Consider the following 17,062-nt stretch of genomic DNA (forward strand, 5'->3'; position numbering starts at 1 on the left):
ACGCGAGGTCCGGCCGAGCTGGGCTTGAAGCTCGGTGATGCGCTTGTTCGCGTTCTCTAGCTCGGACCGTAGTTGCACGACCAGCGCGGCGAGCTCCTCGTAGGAGGGCGCGGTCTGGTCGGAGGAGTTCACGGGTTCATCGTTGCAGCCCAGGGGTCCCTCTCGCAGGCGAACCGATCAACTCACCCAAAGACCTGAACAGTCACCCCAAGCCAACGGGGTAAACGCCAACTGCCCAGGCCTGCCCGCAACTGGCCCAGCTGCCCCTCTCTATCCGCATCTGTCCCTTTATGTCCCGAGGTGTCCATTCATGTCACTATCTGGCATCGAATATCCATAACTGTCAGCGACCAAGGGTGGGCAACTATTCGAGGTTATCGATGCGGCGGCCGACCTTGGATGCCGTCCCTGGACACCGACCCCGCGCGTCCAGGAGTATCGCAGCAAAATCCCAAGTAGCAGGTTGGTAACCGCCTCTTGCCGTCGTGAGTGTTTTTGATGTCTAATCGCGAAAAAGAGGCAGAACTGATCACTGTGGTGCGTTCAGCGTGCCCGGTTGGCGAGCACGTGCCGAGCCACTCCCGGACACTTCACGCTCACCCAGCTCCAACGGAGAGACGGTGGTAAGACATGCATCCGCGAGCAAAACGGCTCCTCCCAAGCGCGGCGGCGCTGGGGCTTCTGATTCCCCTGGCGGCGTGCGAAGCCGGGGGAGGGGGCGGGGACAACACCATCACCTTCATGGCGGCCGAGTACAGCCCCGAAACGCAGCCCTACTGGGAGAACCTCATCGACGAGTTCGAGGAGGCCAACCCGGACCACAGCGTCGAGTTGCAGGTGGTCAACTGGAACGACATCGACCAGGAGATCGTCACCCGCATCCAGACCGGTGAACAGCCCGACATCCTCAATTTGAACAAGTTCGCCGAGTACGCGCTGGACGACCTGTTGGTGCCCGCAGAGGACGCGGTCTCCCCAGAGATCCTCGACGACTTCGACGAGGGCTTCGCCGAGGCGGCCAGTTACGAGGGAACCCAGTACGCACTGCCGTTCATCGCCAGCACACGACTCCTCTTCTACAACGAGGAACTGTTCGACGAGGCGGGAATCGAGGAGCCGCCCGCCGATTGGGACGAGCTTCGGGAGGCCGCCGGAGCCATCGACGACCTGGACGGCGACTCCATCGGCTACGGATTGCCGCTGGGCCCGGAAGAGGCCCAGGCCGAGTTCCTGATGTGGATCGCCGGCAACAACGGCACCCTGCACGACGGCGATGACTGGCAGATCAACAGCCCCGAGAACACCGAGACCTTGGAATTCCTCTCCGGGATGGTCGACGACGGTCTCACCCAGCCCAACCCGGGCGGAACCGACCGCACCGACCTGTTCAACGTCTTCGCGCAGGGGGACATCGGCATGCTCAACGGTGCCGTTTTCCTGCCCGGCATGATCGAGGAGCAGAACCCCGACCTGGACTACAACGTCGCGGAGGTCCCGCTGGCCGACGCCGGGGACCCGCCGATGACGCTGGGGGTCCAGGACTTCCTGATGGCCTTCGACAACGGAAACGACGAGACCGTCAACCTGTTCCTGGACTTCTTCTACCAGGAGGAGAACTACTCGGAGTTCCTGGAGCTGGAGGGCTTCCTGCCGGCGACCGAGGCCGCCGTCGACCACATGGACGACGACCCGCTCATGGAGCCGTTCATCGAATCGCTGCCCACGTCGGAGTTCTATCCCACGGAGCACCCGGCCTGGACCACCGTTGACGGTGCGGTCAAGGAGGAGGTCGGTACCGGAGTACAGGACGGCGACCCGCAGGAGGTGCTGGACGAGATCCAGCGCCGGGCAGAGGAAGCATCGGATTGAGCAGGGTGACCGCTGAGCGGGCCAAGACCGGGCGGTCGCGACGTCTCGCCCGGGCCTTGGCCCCGCTTCCCTGGATCGGACCGGCACTGCTGCTGATCTTCGCCGTGGTGCTGTGGCCGGCGGTGGAGATGCTCCGCACGTCCTTCTCCGAGATCTCGCTCACCGGCATGGTGCGTGGTCCGGCCGGGCTGGACAACTACCGCACTCTGCTGGCCGAACCGGAACTGGTGCCGGTCGTCCTGCGCACCGTGGTGTGGGTGGCCGGGATCGTGACCATCACGGTGGTGCTCGGTCTGCTGCTGGCCCAGCTGTTGCAGCAGAGGTTCCCCGGTCGGCGTGTGGTGCGGTGGCTGATCATCCTGCCGTGGGCCGCTTCGCTGGTGATGACGGCCATCGTGTGGCGGTGGATGCTGGACTACTTCTACGGTCTGGTCAACGGCATCCTCACCCGGCCGCTGCCACTGGTCGGGCCCATTCTCGACGGACCGGTGGACTGGTTGGGGCAGCCCTCCACCGCCCTGCCGTGGATGATGTGGGTGGCGGTGTTCGTGTCCCTGCCGTTCACCATCTACGTGATCATCGCGGGGCTGTCCGCCATCCCCCAAGAGGTGTACGAAGCCGCCCGGATGGACGGGGCGTCCGCGTGGCAGGCCTACGTCGGCATCACGCTGCCGATGCTTCGCCCGGCCATCCTGATCGCCACCGTCATCAACATCATCAACGTGTTCAACTCCTTTCCGATCATCTGGGTGATGACCGGGGGCGGTCCGGCCTCGGCAACAGACACGACCACCACGTTCATGTACAAGTTGGCGTTCGTGCGCAACGACGTCGGTGCCTCGGCGGCCATGGCGGTGGTCAACTTCCTGCTGGTGCTCGTTGTCGTGCTGATCTACCTGCGGATCGTGCGCAAACGCGGGATGGAGGTCTGAATGTCGAAGGCAGCCCCGGGGGGAACCCCGGAACGCAAGCGTGCACCGCGGCGCCTCGGAGCCAGTCGTACGGGCCGCCCCGCGGGATTCACGCTGCGCCGGGCGCTCATCACCGGTGGCGCGTGGCTGGTGGGCTTCGTCTTCTTGGCCCCTTACCTGCAGATGCTTCTGACCTCGCTGAAACCGGCGCAGGAGCTGTTCCGCACCCCGACCTCGATCCTGCCCGAGCAGTGGCAGTGGGCGAACTTCGTCGAGGTGTGGAATGTCGCGCCGATCGGTGAGCACCTGCGCGTGACGCTGATCGTGGCCACCTGTTCCACCTTGCTGGTGCTGTTGGTGGCCACTCCGGCCGCCTATTACACGGCCCGCAACGCCTATCGCGGCCGTACCGCATTTCTGCTGTTGGTGCTGGTGACCCAGATGTTCGCGCCGACTGCACTGGTGATCGGCCTGTACCGGCAGTTCGTGGCGCTGGACCTGGTCAACACCTACTTGGCCTTGATCCTGGTGAACGCGGCTTTCAACCTGGCCTTCTCTACCTGGATCCTGACGGCGACCTTCGCCGCCATTCCCAAGGACCTCGAGGACGCGGGCATGGCCGACGGGTTGGGCCGCATCGGTGTGCTGCTGCGCATCACCATTCCCACCGCGCTTCCCGGTGTGGTGACCGCGGTCATCTTCACCTTCATCTCGGCCTGGAACGAGTTCGTGGTGGCGCTGACCCTGAGTACCTCGGAGGACCGGCAACCGCTGACGGTGGGCATCACCGCCTTCATCGGCCAGTACGAGGTTCAGTGGCAGTACCTGTTCGCGGCCTCGCTGGTGGCGGTGCTACCGGTCGTGGTGCTGTTCGTCTTCATCGAGCGCTACCTGGTGACCGGCCTGACGGCGGGCAGCTTCCGTTGAGCGGGCGATGCGGAAGCCGAGGTCGTCGATACGCAGGCTCGGGTGGCTCTTCCGCCGCCCAGAGGCCTGGCAGCCCCAGCGCCGATCGTTCCAGCCTCCGCCGCGGAACACCCGGTACGGGCCGTAAACGCGGGGATCGTAGACGTCCCAGCACCACTCCCACACGTTGCCGATCATGTCGTGCAGGCCCCATGCGTTCGGCAGCTTGCCCGCGACGTCCTGTACCCGGCCCTCGGAATTGTTTCGGTACCAGGCGATGTCGTCCAGCTCTCCGTACCGGACGGCTGAGGTCCCGGCCCGGCAGGCGTGTTCCCACTCGGCCTCGGTGGGCAGCCGGTACCCGTCGGCGGTCCGGTCCCAGGCCACGTCCTCCGCGTCGGGATCCGTCCCCGCTGAGTAGCAGGGACGCAACCCGGCCAACCGGGAGAGCGCGTTGCAGAACCGAACGGTCTCCAGCCAAGAGACCTCCGTGACCGGCGCTTTCGGCCCCGCTGTGTCCGACGGCGGCGCTGCTCCGGTGACGGCGTGGTAGAGCTCCCGGGTCACCGGCCATGGGGCCAACTCGAAAGCCTCGACCTCGACCATGGTCCCAGCGACTGCTTGAGGCGCAGCGGACGCGAAGAGGCGGGGTGGCCCCCACTCAGGGGCCACCCCGCCATCCTCGAACTCTCCGCGGCCGCGTGCGCTCACCATCGCGATCTCACCGGGCTGCTCTCATACGGTGGCGTGCCGGTCCGCCACTGCTGCGTCGTAGCGCTCCAGCACCACCTGAGCGAGCTCTGGGACGGCCCCGAGGGCATCGGCTACTACCCCAGCCCCCGCTTCCACCGACCGGGTCCTCACCCGGTCGGAGAAGAAACCGGGCGCCAGCAGGTAGCCGCTGACCGCCACACGGCGGTGACCCCGCCCCACGAGGGCGCTTACCGCCTCGTCCGGGGTCGGCTGCACGGCCGAGGCGTAGGCCGCCACGACCTCGCCCCACGGGCCGCGCTCGGCCAGCTGGCGGGCCAGGTCATCCACGACGGCGTTGGCCTCCGGGTCACTCGATCCGGCCGACGCCAGCACCAGCGCGGTCTCGGGGCCGGCCTGCGCACCGGCCTCGGACAGCCGACGCTCCACCGCGTCCAACAGCAGCGGGTGCGGGCCCAGGGTGTCGGCGTAGTGCACCCGCAACCACGGGCTGCGCTTCCGCGCCCGGTCCAGTACGGCGGGCAGGTCCACCTTGCTGTGGAAGGCCGCCGTGAGCAGGTGCGGCAGCACCACGACCTCACCCGCGCCGCCTGCGGCCAGCTCATCCAGCGCGTCTTCTGCGCTGGGCGCGACGTGGTCCAGGTAGGACAGCCGCACGTCCAGTTCCGGGCGCAGCGCGCGCACCCGGTCGAAGACCGCTGAGACCGCTTCGGCCGACCTCGGGTCCCGGCTTCCGTGCGCCACCGCGAGCAGCGGCACCGTCTTTTCCATCCGCTCGCTCGCCTCGCTCATACGTGGATCCCGCACTCGGTCTTGCCGCTTCCGGCCCAGCGGCCGCTCCGGGGGTCCTCGCCCGGAGCCACCCGGCGGGTGCACGGCTCGCAGCCGATCGAGGGGAAACCGTCGTACTGGAGGGGGTTCACGAGTACACCGTGCTCGGCCATGTACGTGTCCACCTCCTCCTGGGTCCACCCTGCGATGGGGTTCACCTTGGTCATCTGACGCCGCCGGTCCCACTGCACGACGGGGGTGTCGCGGCGGGTCACCGAGTCTTCGCGCCGGAGGCCGGTCAGCCAGGCGGAGTACGGCTCCAGGGCGCGCTGCAGGGGCTCCACCTTGCGCAGGTGGCAGCAGATGCCGGGGTCCCGGTTGTGCAGCCTCGGGCCGAGTACCAGGTCCTGCTCGGCCACGGTCCGCTTCGGCTCCACACTGATCAGGTTGATGTCGTAGATGGAGGCCACAGCGTCCCGAGTGCCGAGGGTCTCGGGGAAGTGGTAGCCGGTGTCCAGGAAGATCACGTCGATCCCCGGGGCCGCCTTCGACGCGAGGTCCACCATGAGGGCGTCGGCCATGGAGGAGGTCATGCACAGCTCAGCACCGAAGGTCTCGGACGCCCAGGTGATGATCTCCTGGGCCGAGGCCCCTTCGAGTTCCCGAGCGGCCCGGTCGGCCAGCTCGGGGCCACCCGTCTGGGTGATCGTGGCGTTCATTCGTTCCCTTCCGTCGGTCTGGAGGGGGCACCGCCCGCGGAGAACGAGGCGGAGCGCAGGCCCACGTATTTGACCCGGAACACCCGGGCGCAGGAGAAGCAGGCCCAGGGGTAGCCCTCACCCTTGACGGCGGCTCCCTCCTCCGGCACCAGGTCCTCGTCGCCGCAATAGGGGCAGTAATGGGGCGCGGCCCTCTCGGACATGGCGCACCTCTTCCTTGAGTTCCTTACTTGAGGTCGGCGTCCTCAGCGCGTCCGACCCAGTTCGCGAAGGTCTCGCCGTCCTGCTTCTGCTCCTGGAAGCGCAGCAGCAACCGCTCGATGTAGTCGGGCAGTTCGTCGGCGGTGGCCTTCAGTCCGCGGATCTTCTTGCCGAAGGCCTGGGTCAGCCCCATGCCGCCGCCCAGATGGATCTGGTAACCCTCCACCTGCTGGCCCTCGTTGTTCAGCATCAGCTGACCCTTGAGACCGATATCGGCGACCTGGATGCGTGCGCAGGAGTTCGGGCATCCGTTGACGTTGATGGTCACGGGGTCCTCGAAGTCCGGCAGACGCTTCTCCAGCTCGTCGACGAGCGAGGCCGCGCGGCCCTTGGTCTCCACGATCGCCAGCTTGCAGAACTCGATGCCGGTGCAGGCCATCGTCTGGCGGCGGAAGACACTCGGGTGCACCTGGAAGTCCTCCGACTCCAGCGCCGCCGTGATCGACGGAACCCGGTCCTCGTCGATGTCGAGGATGACGAGCTTCTGGTCCGCGGTGGTGCGGATCCGGTCCGAACCGTGCTCCTCGGCGATCTCGGCGACCCGAAGCAGCTTGTTGCCGGAGACACGCCCCACCTTCGGCGCGAAGCCGACGTAGAACTTCCCGTCGCGCTGGCGGTGCACGCCGACGTGGTCACGCTCGGTGCCGGTGTCCAGCTCCACGGCGGGGCCGTCGGGCAGCGCGTACCCGAGGTACTCCTGCTCGAGTACTTCGCGGAACTTCTCCGGGCCCCACTCCTTGATGAGGAACTTGATCCGGGCGCGGGTCCGCAGGCGGCGGAAGCCGTAGTCGCGGAAGATCGCGCACACGCCCGCCCAGACCTCGCTCACCTGGTCCGGGCGCACGAAGGTGCCCAGGCGCTTGGCGAACATGGGGTTGGTGGAGAGGCCGCCGCCGACGTACAGGTCGTAGCCGGCCTCACCGGCCTCGTTGCGGACCCCGGCGAAGGCGACGTCGTTGATCTCGTGGTTGACGCAGTGCGTGGCGCACCCGGAGATCGAGGACTTGAACTTGCGCGGCAGGTTCGAGTACAGCGGACTGCCGATGTGGTCCTCGTAGATCTGCTCGATCTCGGGAGTGGCGTCGAGGATCTCGTCCTCGGCGACCCCGGCCAGCGGGCAACCGAGGATGACACGCGGGGTGTCGCCGCAGGCCTCCATGCTCGACAGGCCGACCGATTCCAGCTTCTCCCAGATCGCGGGCACATCTTCGACCCGGATCCAGTGGTACTGCACGTTCTGCCGGTCGGTGATGTCGGCGGTGTCGCGGCCGTAGTCCCGCGAGATCTCGCCGACGGCGCGCATCTGGGCGATGGAGAGCTGGCCGCCGTCGATACGCACGCGCAGCATGAAGTAGCGGTCGTCGAGTTCCTCGGGCTCCAGGACGGCGGTCTTGCCGCCGTCGATGCCCGGGGCCCGCTGGGTGTAGAGGCCGAACCAGCGGAAGCGCCCACGAAGGTCGGCTGGGTCGATCGAGTCGAACCCGGCCTTCGAGTAGACGTTGATGATCCGATCGCGGACGTTGAGTCCGTCGTCGTTCTTCTTGTTCTCCTCGTTCTTGTTCAGCGGTTCGTGGTAGCCGAGGGCCCATTGGCCCTCACCACGACGGCGCCGGGGCTTGGCTGCTGTCGCTGCCTTGCCGGGCTGCGCGGAAGAGGGAGGCATCGCGGGTGTCTCCGATGGGGTCGCGGGATGCTCACGGTCCCGGCGTCCGCACCGCAGGCCCGTATGCACCGCACGTCGTCGTGCCAGGTGATACGGGTGAAATCCGCGGATGTGGGAGTTCGATGCAGAGGGAAGCGCCGGGGCCGCGCACACCCCTGTGTCACGGGTGCGTCAATAAGGCGGCGAAGAGTTATCCGACGCTGCAACAGATGGCGCTGCTGACCCGAAGAAAGTCCACGTGGCGGCGCACGCGGAGCATGGGGTCAAGAACAGCGGTCATGGTTTGAGAATGGCACGCGGGCCGCGCCTTTGTCCAGGCGTGACCGGCCCATGGAGACGTGAGTCACGTCATGCCTTCGACTAACGTTCCTCCTGTGGTGGGTTTCTGGGAGGGCCTGTGGCGAGCGTCCGACGCCTGGCTGAAACGTCATCCCGTGTTCCACAGCGGGACGCTCCTCGTGCTGCGCACCATCCGGACCCTCGGTCGTGACCGAGTGATCGGCCTGGCCGCCGAGTCCGCCTTCTTCGCGCTGATCTCACTCCCCGCGCTGTTGCTGTGCCTCTTGGGTGCACTCGGTCCGCTGGCGGCGGTGTTCGGCGAGGAGATCGTGGTCGAGATCCGTGTGTGGATGCTGGACCTGGCCGCCCGGGTCCTGACCCCCGCCACCGTGGACAGCGTGGTGGCGCCGCTGGTGGACGACTTCCTAGGCGGCGTCCAGGGCGGGATCCTCTCGGCCACCTTCCTGGTGTCCCTGTGGTCGGGTTCCCGGGCGATGAACGTCTTCATCCGCTCGATCACCATCTCCTACGGCCTGGACGAGCTGCGCGGATGGGTGGGCCAGCGATTCCTGGCCTTCTTCGCCTACCTCGGCGGCTTGCTCTTCGCGGTGCTGGTCCTGCCGGTCATCGTGGCCGGGCCGGAGCTCGTCCACCAGCTCCTGCCGGTCACGGTGGGCCGCCTGAACCTCCTCTACTGGCCGATTGTGGCCCTGCTGGTGGTCACGGCGGTCACCTTCCTCTACGCGCTGAGCATCCCGGTGCGCACCCCGGTGTGGCGCCACCTTCCCGGTGCGGTCCTGGCCGCCGCGGTGCTCCTCGCCGGCTCCGCGGGTCTGCGCGCCTACTTGGACGCCTCCTTCGGCCAGGTGACCATCTACGGCTCGCTCGCCGCGCCGATCGCGATCCTGGCCTGGCTGTACGTCATGGCGTTCGCCATCCTGGTGGGCTCTTCGCTCAACTCCGAGATCGACGCCCTGTGGCCCACCGTGCGCACCGCCGCAGCCCGGGCCGAGCTCGCCAACCGCCGGTTCGAGCGAGCCGACCGTATCGCCCAGCGTCGCGAACAGGCGGTCATCGAGACCATCCACGGCCCCAACGGCCGGTGAGCACCGGAGTGACGAGGGTGTGCTCGGGATCCTCCCGTGTTCCAGAGTGGCCGGATCCGGCCACTTTCGGCGTGAACCTCACTACGTTGTGGCGTGTCCACACGAGCGTTGGCGTGGTGGGCACGATGCGCTCCGTGACGCGACATCGCGCGTAGTAGCAGGTCAGCCCAGGTGGGGTGAGGAGTCGGGTGGAGATAACGCGATCGTTGTCCGATTTCTTGGCGAAGGAGCGAACTGATCATCCCCTGCGGTGGTCAGTATCATCACGTGCAGCATTGACTACGCGTGTGCCGTTAATCCCCGCTAACCCCCGCTTGGTCACCCCGCCAAGCCACGACCCATGGTCATCTCTGACCCAGTTTCCCCTGCTCCCGTACACGAACAGGTTCACGTTCCCCATGCCTTCGGAGGCACCATGAGCCGGGCGTCCCGTCCGGGGCACTCCCGGCCCACCGCCGTCATCGTCATCGCGCCCGACGAAAGCAGCGCTGAGATCGTCATCGACGGGCATCGTCAGGTCGTGACCGGACCTGCGCCCAAGGAGACCAGACGTGCTGCGCTGGACGTCGCCACCGGCTATGCCGCTCGTATCGGGCAGCCGGTCCTGGTCGATGCCCGGGACGCCAACGGATACTGGCGGCTGGTCGCCACGCCCGACGGGGTGGTGCAGGCGGCGGAGCCGTCCGTGCCGGACCGCCCCCAGGGGCCGCCGCAGGCCCCGGTGCCCGGACAGCAGCAAAGCGGAGGCAGCAACAGCCGCAAGCTCCTGATCGTCGGGGCGGCCGCGGCCGCGCTGCTGCTCGTGGTCGGACTCGGGGCGGCCGCGGTACGTTTCCTTCCGGGGCCCGCCAACGGCGCGGACGAAGCGGACGAGGACAACACCGTCGCCTTGGAGTACTCGGCCCCTCCGGGTTTTGCTCCGGTGGTTGACATCTCCGAGGAGCTGGCGCCCGAGACGAGCCCGGGGGTCAGCCGGGACGGGGAGCACCTCGCCTACATCGACCCGGACGAACGCCTCAACCTGCTCGACTCCGAGGGGTCGCGGCAGTGGTCCGTGACCCTGCCCTTCGAAGCGGGTGAGGGGCTTGGTGCCCCGCGTTTCGTGGAGTACGACGGCGAGACCACCATCGTCATGGAGACGGCCCAGGCCCTGTACTTCTGGCCCGCGGGGGGCGGCAGCGGCAGCAGCGTCGAACTCCCCGAGTCCGCTTCGGCCCGGTTCGCGGGTGAATCCGCCCTGGTCCGTGACGATGAGGACGCCTACCTGCCCTTGGGTGGTGAACTCGAGGAGGTTGAGGCCCCCGGGGGCTCCGCGCCGATGCTCGCCGCCGACGGGCGCGTCCTGACCGCCGTCGTCAGCGGCCCTTGGAACTGGGTGGAGCCCGATGGCGACGCCGAGGAGGTCCACGCTGAGCGCCCGGACGATGCCGGCGAGATGGAGGCGGTGCTGACCGCCCTTCGCGAGTACGTCGTCGTCCGTTGGGAGCCGCTCCAGGGCGACGGATCGGTCCTTGCCTTCCACGACCGCGAGGAGGGCACCACGCTCGGCAGCGCCGAGATCGACGAGGACGCGCTGGAGGAGACGCGTCACCTCTCCGCTCCCATCGGTCCGGACCTGGTCGCCTACGGCCCGGTGCTGTTCGACCCCGCGTCCGGTGAGACCGCCGTGGTCCCGGGTTTCGAACCGGAGACCGCGATCGGCGACCGCATGTTCGGGGAACTCGACGGGGCCCGGGTGGCGCTGGACGCCTCCGGCGACCCCACCGAACTCCCCGAGGACTCAGAGACCCCGCACGGCCTGCTCGGCGACCGTGCGGTGGTGGTCCACGACGACCACCTGTATGCCATCCCCCCTGAGGAATAACCACAACAAGATGAAGAAAGGAGTGGGATGTCCCCCAAGAATCGGGTAGTTACCGTCACCGCGGCGGGCCTTTTCATGGCCGGTTTCTCGGTCGGTCCGGTTTTCGCGGCCGAGTCCGTGGACGAGACCGTTCCCGACGCGCCTGAGGCGACAGAGGAGACGGTCGAGGCCCCGGAGGCCGAGGCCCCGGAGGCCGAGCTCCCGGAGATCGAGATCCCCGAGAGCGAACTGTCTCCGGTGGTTGAGGACGTTGTTGACGACGTCGTCTCCATCCTTCCGTACGAGCCGCCGGACGAGGGCGAGAGCCCGGACCCGGAGGACCCGCCGGAGGACCCGCCGGAAGCCCCGGACGACCCGCCGGAGGATCCCACGGACCCGCCGCCGGACGACGGTGAGGACCCGTCGGACCCGCCGACCGACCCGGAGGAGCCCACGGACCCGCCGCCGGACGACGGTGAGGACCCGTCGGACCCGCCGACCGACCCGGAGGAGCCCACGGACCCGCCGACGGACCCGGAGGAGCCCACGGACCCGCCGGTGGACCCGCCTGAGGACGGCACCGACCCGGGTGACGACCTCCAGCCCCCGGCTGGTAGCGCGCCCGGCGACTCGTCCCCCGAGTCCACGACCCCGACGAGCACCGCGGGCGGCGGTGGCGAGACCCTCGCCGCCACGGGCGTCGACATGTCGGGCTTCGTGCTCGGCGGCGCCGTCGTGACCGGTATCGGTGCGCTGGCCCTGTGGGCGGGCAGCCGTCGCCCGGGCACGGTCGAGTAACACCGCGTTCGCTCCCGCGTCCGCGCGGGTGTGCGGGCCCCGCCTGCCAGTACCTCAGGGTCTGGCAGGCGGGGCCCTTCTCTTGACTGGCGGGTTCGGTCAGCCGCGGGGCCTGAGGGCGGGGGAGAGCAGGAAGGCGGCCACGCCGGCGGCCGCGATCACCCAGAGCGCGCCGCCGAGGGTCACGGAGTCGGCGAGGAAACCGACGATGGGCGGGAACGCCAGGAACCCGGCGCGGCCCAGCCAGCCCACCACCGTGACTCCGTCCCCGGTACGGACACCGGGCACGTTCCCGGCCGCGGCCAGGGTCAGCGGGAACAGAGTGGACACGCCCAGTCCCATCACACCGAATCCGATGATGGTGGTCACCGGGTGCGGCAGCAGGAGGGCGAAGGTCAGGCCGCCCGCGGCCAGGAGCCCGCCGGCGTGGCCGACCAAGGCGGCGCCGAAGCGGTCCGTGACCCGGTCGCCGAGCAGGCGCCCGATCGTCATCATCGCCTGGCAGGCCACGAACGGCATGGCGGCCAGGAACAGGGGCGCGCCGAGTTCGGAGGTCATGTACACGGCTCCCCACGAGGCCGCGGAGTCCTCGATGCCGCCGGCCATCATGAGGAGGACTCCCAGCATCAGCAGCAGGACGATCCCCTTCCCGGGGATGCGGGAGCGGTTGCCGTCGTGGCCGTTGGTGCCGTCCTCCCGCTCACTGTTCTCCGGGCCGGGCAGCAGCATGCGGCTCACCACCAGGTTCACCACCACCAGCAGGGCCATCACTCCGCCCAGGTGCCACAGGATCGGTACCCCGCTTCCGGCCATGGCCGCTCCGAGCAGGCCTCCGGAGACCGCGGCCAGGCTCCACACCGCGTGGAAGGTGTTGATGATGCTGCGGCGGTAGCGCCGTTGGACGCGCAGACCGTGGGAGTTCTGGGCGGAGTCGGTCCAGGCGTCGGCGGATCCGAGGACGAACAGCGCCGCGGCGAGCATCCACCAGTTCTGCGCGAGCGCGATGAACGGAAGCGCTCCCAGCGTGATCAGACTCGTGCCTACCGCGGTCCGGCCGCTGCCGAACCAGTGGATGAGCGGCCCCGCGAGCATCCCGGTCAGGATGGCTCCGAAGGGCATCGCCGCGATCGCCAGCCCCAGCTCCGCGTTGCTCAGTCCCAGGCCGTTCTTGATCACGGGGAGCCACGGCACCACGTTCGTGTAGGTGAATCCGTTGACGAAGAACAGTGTGGAGACCGCGACGCGCGCCCGCTTGGCTTCGGGCGGGGGTGCGCTTCTGGAAGCGTCGGTCTGCGTGTTCACGGGTGTCTCCCACAGGTCGTTTCGGTGCCTGCGGATCGTATCGGGTCCTATGAGCGGACGACCAGAGTATTCTCAGCGCGATGGCCCTTCGGGCTTGCCATCGGACCCGGGGCCGTTTTACATAGGGATTCTGTCCCCGTCACCCAAGCGACACAGGAGAACACGCAACCCGGCGTCGCCCCCCGATCCGCCCTCCCAGTCCGGGCCCTGCACCGGCCCCGCCCAGCGGCCCGCTCCCGCGTACGGCACCCCTGACCCCCGCCCCCACACTGGGATCCGCCGTGCCCCGACGGTCCTGGTCGGAACCGGAAGATCATCATGATCAACACGAGCGCGCTTCGAGAAACGCCCACCCTCACCGGGAAGAGCGTCCGGTTGGTCCCGTTGGGGCCGGAGCACACGGACGACTATTTCGCGGCGGGACTCGACGAGGAGGTCCGCAGGCTCACGGGTTCCCACGGCCACCTCACTTACGACCGTGCGCGCGAGTGGTGCGAGGGCGGCGCGGATAGGGACGGCCGCTTGGATCTGGCCATCATCGCGCCCCAGGACAGCCGCTACCTCGGTGAGCTCTCCATCTACGCGGTATCCCCGGAGAACGAGACCGCTGGGTACCGCATTGCCCTGTCGGCGATCGAGTTCACCGGCCAGGGTCTGGGAAGGGAGGCCACGGAGCTCGTCCTCGAGTACGCCTTCGAGCACATCGGTCTGCACCGCGTCTGGTTGTACGTGTACGCCTTCAACATGCGGGCCATCGCGGTCTACCGCTCTTGCGGCTTCTACGTCGAGGGCAGGATGCGCGACGCGCTTCTCTGGGAGGGCCGTCGACACGACGCCTTGTTGATGGCGGTGCTCCGCCGCGGGTTCCGAAGGCGTTAGGGCATGCTCGGCTGACACTTACCCTGCTGCGCGTCGCCCCAGCGGCACTGTCACTGCTCATCTCTCAGTCGACAGCCAAACCCGGGCGGGCCCCCGCTGTGCGATGTTGCCGAGCTTGCGAGGCGGCGCACAGCAGGGGAACTCCTTCTTCGGCCTTGTGCCAGCACCGCCCACCCGTCGCCCGCCACCAACCCTCAACGGACGCCTACGGCGCGGTACCTTCTGCCCGTCGCCCGCCACCAACCCTCAACGGACGCCTACGGCGCGGCACCTTCTGCCCGTCGCCCGCCACCACCCTCAACGGACGCCTACGGCGCGGCACCTTCTGCCCGTCGCCCGCCACCACCCTCAACGGACGCCTACGGCGCAGTGCCCTGTTCGCGACGGGCAGCATCCACCGAACACGCCCTAAACCGTCGCGCTTTTTGCGGCTGGCCGGGGTTGTAACCCGTGCGCCGCGGGGTATGCCGGTACCACTTTTCCAGCGGCTCACTCCACACAGCCGGAAGGAGCGGTGCCGGGCCACGCGGCCCCGGCGCCGGTGAGGACATGAACCCGGTACCCGTTTCACTGCCCTTCGCTGACAGGTCCGAGGCAGGCCGACGCCTCGCCGAGCGGGTGCGTCCCCACGCCGTCAACGATCCGGTCGTGCTCGCGCTGCCGCGGGGCGGGGTTCCGGTCGGCGCGGAACTGGCCCAGCGCCTGGACGCCGATTTCGATGTGCTCGTGGTCCGCAAGATCGGTCTGCCGGGGAGGCCGGAGACCGGAGTGGGTGCGATCTCCGAGGACGGTCACGTCCTCTACGACGACCGGGCCCTCGCCCGTCTGCGTGTGCCACGGCAGGCCCTGTCCGACACCGTGGCCTCCGAACGCGACGAGCTCGACCGCAGGCGCCGCGTCTACCGGGGGGAACGCCCCGGTCCCAGAATCGCCGGGCGCGACTGCGTGATCGTCGACGACGGGGTCGCCACCGGTGGCACCGCGCGCGCCGCGCTGCGCATGGTCCGCCATGCCGCTCCGTCGCGGTTGGTGCTGGCTGTGCCCGTGGCCTCCCCGGAGGCCATAGAGATCCTGCGGGCCGAGGCCGACGCCTTGGTGGTGCTCAGCGCGCCGGACAACTTCCGGGCGGTGGGGGAGTGGTACAGCGACTTCGACCAGCTCACCGACGGGCACGTCACCGCGATCCTGGCCGAACGCGACCGCCTTCATCAGCGTCCCGACGCGGCCAGGGCCGTGCGGATCCGGGCCGGACAGGTCTACCTGGACGGTGACCTCACCATGCCGACGGCGCTGCGCGGTGTGGTGGTGATGGCCTTCGGGGAGAGCCGGAGCGACCCCCGGTGGCGGGCCATCGCCTCGGCCCTGCACCGCGCGGGATACGCCACGCTGCTGCTGGACCTGCTCACCGGGGACGAGCGGGGCCCGGGGGACACCGGAACGGAGACGCGGGTGCTGGGTGAGCGCCTGAGCGCCGCCGTGACCTGGTTGCGCCGCGCCACCGACGCGGCGAGCGAACCGTTGGGCGTCCTCGGTTCGGGCGCCGCCGCCCCCGCGGCCCTGGTGACGGCAGCGGAGCGGCCGCAGGACGTGGCGTCGGTGGTGGTCCACGGCGGGCGTATCGACCTCGCCGAACCGAGCCTGTCAGCGGTGCGGGCCCCGGCCCTGATCCTGCTGGCGAGTGAGGACTCGTTCGTGCGTGAACTGGGGGAGTGGACGCGCGGACGCATGGGTGGACTGACCGACCTGCGGGTGGTGTGCGGGGCCGAGCAGCTGCTGCACGGTGCCCAAGAATGGCGCCAGGTCGCGGTGGCGACCCTCGACTGGTTCGACCGGCACCTGTCGCGGCACGCGGAGTGAGTCCGCCTCTTTGAGGGAGGTTCCTGCTGACCGGGCCGGACGGGTGCGGAAATGTCCGGAGGGCATGGAAAACCCGCGGCGCCCTCGACGTCGATCGTCGGGGCGCCGCGGGTTAACGGGGCCGGGGCCACCGGGAGAGATCCGCTTGGCGGGGGAACTCCTGGGATTTAGGCGGCGTTGGCGCGTCGCATACGGCGACGGCGCTCGGAGGCGCGCTCGTCCTCGTTCAGTCCACCCCACGTGCCGTACTTCTCCGGACGCGAGATCGCGTAGTCCAGGCAGTCGGTTCGAACGGGGCAGGCCGCACAGATCTCTTTGGCCTTGCGCTCGCGAATCTCCCGCTCCGGCTGGCGCTCGCCATCGGGGCCGAAGAAGAGCACAAGGTCCTCGCCCCGGCACGCGGCGGCATCCTGCCACCCCCAGCTCGGGCGGGGGCGCAGCGCGGCCTGCCGACGTACCTGAGACATGCTTGAACCACCTCTACTGAAATCACTAGTAAGCTGTCTGAAAAAGCTTCAGTCACCAAAAATTGGTCATGCGGCGCGAGTCACCCCGCACGACGCAAACGTCGAGCGGTGCTGGCGTTGTTCCCCGGTGTGGCTGAAACCACGAGAAGCGCCATCACAGAGGCGATGCCTGCCGATGATGGGGTGCTCACGCGAACGGCTGGGGAGGCGGTGACAGCCCCCGTCCTAGCCGGTACGTAATCATGCCATCCCCACTCCCGATCATGCACGGGGGGTGGGGAAATTGCTCATCCAACCGTTACCGAAACCTGATGCCTGGCGTCCGGTCTCTGGTTGTCTGTCAGATTTTGTCGCAAATCGCGAGATCTACCGTCTTGCGAAGGACATAGGTCATCGTATGGCGCCATGTCCCTCCTGCCTAGGGGGTCGTCCTGATGCGCCCATCACATTGTGGTCCCGCGCGGCTTCCGAGATTGTGTGTGACCGTATGTCCTCACCCAGAGCGACGGCAGGCCAGCCTCCCGACGGTCTCCTGACACCGGCACCCGGACCCCGGCGTTCGGTCGAACCCGCCCTGCCCCGTCCAGCGCCGCCCCCTAGATGAGTGAGTCCGATGTGTAAGCAGGTAGCGGACACAGCGAAGGGTGCCGCAGAGTCTTGGTGTGAAACGAGACCTGGACACCCTTCTGACCGCACTCTACGTCTTCTGCGACGACCACG

At 68.4% G+C, this 17,062-nt stretch carries 16 protein-coding genes; 8 read left to right on the forward strand and 8 right to left on the reverse strand.

The window, feature by feature from the left end:
* The first annotated feature begins 741 nt into the window (after positions 1–741).
* The 3 genes from ACYVDG_RS31480 to ACYVDG_RS31490 are packed head-to-tail and all read left to right on the forward strand — an operon-like array spanning position 742 to position 3,707.
* Positions 742–1,869: an extracellular solute-binding protein gene (locus ACYVDG_RS31480; RefSeq protein WP_460763236.1), complete on the forward strand. Its 1,128-nt coding sequence runs from the start codon at positions 742–744 to the stop codon at positions 1,867–1,869.
* 5 nt (positions 1,870–1,874) lie between these two features.
* Complete coding sequence (locus ACYVDG_RS31485; protein WP_460763287.1) at positions 1,875–2,801, forward strand: carbohydrate ABC transporter permease; 927 nt, start codon at positions 1,875–1,877, stop codon at positions 2,799–2,801.
* Positions 2,802–3,707, forward strand: coding sequence for a carbohydrate ABC transporter permease (locus ACYVDG_RS31490; protein WP_460763241.1), 906 nt, complete (start codon positions 2,802–2,804; stop codon positions 3,705–3,707).
* Here ACYVDG_RS31490 and ACYVDG_RS31495 read toward each other — a convergent pair.
* The 6 genes from ACYVDG_RS31495 to ACYVDG_RS31520 all read right to left on the reverse strand — a co-directional run bounded on the left by ACYVDG_RS31495 (position 3,633) and on the right by ACYVDG_RS31520 (position 8,091).
* The gene (locus tag ACYVDG_RS31495) at positions 3,633–4,292 is read right to left on the reverse strand and encodes a formylglycine-generating enzyme family protein (RefSeq protein ID WP_460763247.1); all 660 of its coding nucleotides are present in this window, start codon (positions 4,290–4,292) and stop codon (positions 3,633–3,635) included. The two genes, ACYVDG_RS31490 and ACYVDG_RS31495, sit on opposite strands and share 75 nt — an antisense overlap.
* A 129-nt stretch (positions 4,293–4,421) precedes the next feature.
* Positions 4,422–5,189, reverse strand: coding sequence for a sirohydrochlorin chelatase (locus tag ACYVDG_RS31500; protein WP_460763252.1), 768 nt, complete (start codon positions 5,187–5,189; stop codon positions 4,422–4,424).
* Positions 5,186–5,887 (reverse strand): phosphoadenylyl-sulfate reductase, encoded by a 702-nt coding sequence (locus ACYVDG_RS31505; protein ID WP_460763255.1) that lies wholly within the window; start codon positions 5,885–5,887, stop codon positions 5,186–5,188. The genes ACYVDG_RS31500 and ACYVDG_RS31505 overlap by 4 nt, the downstream gene beginning before the upstream one ends.
* Positions 5,884–6,090 (reverse strand): hypothetical protein, encoded by a 207-nt coding sequence (locus ACYVDG_RS31510; protein WP_460763260.1) that lies wholly within the window; start codon positions 6,088–6,090, stop codon positions 5,884–5,886. The genes ACYVDG_RS31505 and ACYVDG_RS31510 overlap by 4 nt, the downstream gene beginning before the upstream one ends.
* Before the next feature lie 23 nt (positions 6,091–6,113).
* Positions 6,114–7,811, reverse strand: coding sequence for a nitrite/sulfite reductase (locus ACYVDG_RS31515; RefSeq protein WP_460763263.1), 1,698 nt, complete (start codon positions 7,809–7,811; stop codon positions 6,114–6,116).
* 190 nt (positions 7,812–8,001) lie between these two features.
* Positions 8,002–8,091 carry a putative leader peptide gene (locus ACYVDG_RS31520; RefSeq protein ID WP_394296592.1) on the reverse strand — a complete coding sequence of 30 codons (90 nt, stop codon included), beginning with the start codon at positions 8,089–8,091 and terminating at the stop codon, positions 8,002–8,004.
* A gap of 94 nt (positions 8,092–8,185) precedes the next feature.
* Between ACYVDG_RS31520 and ACYVDG_RS31525 the strand changes: the two genes are divergently transcribed.
* From ACYVDG_RS31525 to ACYVDG_RS31535, 3 genes are all read left to right on the forward strand, one after another.
* Positions 8,186–9,196 carry a YihY/virulence factor BrkB family protein gene (locus ACYVDG_RS31525; RefSeq protein WP_460763291.1) on the forward strand — a complete coding sequence of 337 codons (1,011 nt, stop codon included), beginning with the start codon at positions 8,186–8,188 and terminating at the stop codon, positions 9,194–9,196.
* A 415-nt stretch (positions 9,197–9,611) separates the two neighbouring features.
* Entirely contained in the window at positions 9,612–11,060 is a 1,449-nt protein-coding gene (locus ACYVDG_RS31530; RefSeq protein WP_460763268.1) for a hypothetical protein, read from the forward strand.
* Positions 11,061–11,087: 27 nt separating this feature from the next.
* The gene (locus tag ACYVDG_RS31535) at positions 11,088–11,837 is read left to right on the forward strand and encodes a hypothetical protein (RefSeq protein WP_460763274.1); all 750 of its coding nucleotides are present in this window, start codon (positions 11,088–11,090) and stop codon (positions 11,835–11,837) included.
* A 99-nt stretch (positions 11,838–11,936) separates the two neighbouring features.
* On the opposite strand, the gene ACYVDG_RS31540 is transcribed toward ACYVDG_RS31535, so the two are convergent.
* On the reverse strand, positions 11,937–13,139 hold the full coding sequence (locus ACYVDG_RS31540; RefSeq protein ID WP_460763277.1) for an MFS transporter: 1,203 nt from the start codon (positions 13,137–13,139) through the stop codon (positions 11,937–11,939).
* A gap of 318 nt (positions 13,140–13,457) precedes the next feature.
* On the opposite strand from ACYVDG_RS31540, the gene ACYVDG_RS31545 reads away from it, so the two are divergent.
* Positions 13,458–14,018: a GNAT family N-acetyltransferase gene (locus ACYVDG_RS31545; protein ID WP_460763281.1), complete on the forward strand. Its 561-nt coding sequence runs from the start codon at positions 13,458–13,460 to the stop codon at positions 14,016–14,018.
* A gap of 549 nt (positions 14,019–14,567) precedes the next feature.
* Complete coding sequence (locus tag ACYVDG_RS31550) at positions 14,568–15,875, forward strand: phosphoribosyltransferase family protein (RefSeq protein WP_460763284.1); 1,308 nt, start codon at positions 14,568–14,570, stop codon at positions 15,873–15,875.
* Positions 15,876–16,042: 167 nt separating this feature from the next.
* Here the strand turns inward: ACYVDG_RS31550 and ACYVDG_RS31555 are convergent, their stop codons facing one another.
* Entirely contained in the window at positions 16,043–16,342 is a 300-nt protein-coding gene (locus ACYVDG_RS31555) for a WhiB family transcriptional regulator (protein ID WP_017588640.1), read from the reverse strand.
* Positions 16,343–17,062: the final 720 nt, after the last annotated feature.

Source organism: Nocardiopsis oceani (assembly GCF_054777395.1).